Source organism: Mycobacterium simiae (assembly GCF_008370645.1).
Taxonomy (GTDB): Bacteria; Actinomycetota; Actinomycetes; order Mycobacteriales; family Mycobacteriaceae; genus Mycobacterium; species Mycobacterium simiae_A.
Genome location: NZ_VTZN01000531.1, coordinates 1 through 458 on the forward strand (window position 1 = coordinate 1; position 458 = coordinate 458).

The following is a 458-nucleotide window of genomic DNA, read 5'->3' on the forward strand; positions in this document are numbered from 1 at the left end:
GGGGCGGTGGAGTTGTTGACCCAGGCGCAGCCGTGGCCCGGTGATGGTCGGGTGCGGCGCGCGGGGGTGTCGTCGTTTGGGATTAGCGGCACGAATGCGCATGTGATTGTGGAGGCGGTTGCCGAGCAGTCTCGGGAGCCTGGTCGGTCGCGGCCGGTGGTGCCGTGGGTGATCTCGGCGAAGTCGGCGTCGGCGTTGGGGGCGCAGGCGGTGCGGTTGGCCGGGTATCTGCGGGCGCATCCCGAGCTTGATGTTGCTGATGTGGGGTGGTCGTTGGCGGGGCGTTCGACCTTTGAGCATCGTGCGGTGGTGGTCGGTGGGGAGCGGGACGGGTTGCTGGCCGGGCTAGACGAGCTGGCCGGCGATGAAGTGCTCTCGGTGGTTCGCGGCACCGCGACACCGGCGGGCAAGACGGTGTTCGTCTTCCCCGGCCAAGGCTCCCAATGGGTCGGCATGGG

At 69.4% G+C, this 458-nt stretch carries 1 protein-coding gene; it reads left to right on the forward strand.

Annotated features, from left to right (window positions below):
* Positions 1-458: ketoacyl-synthetase C-terminal extension domain-containing protein (locus F0Q45_RS26765; protein ID WP_306439482.1), on the forward strand; the 458-nt coding region annotated here is incomplete at both ends.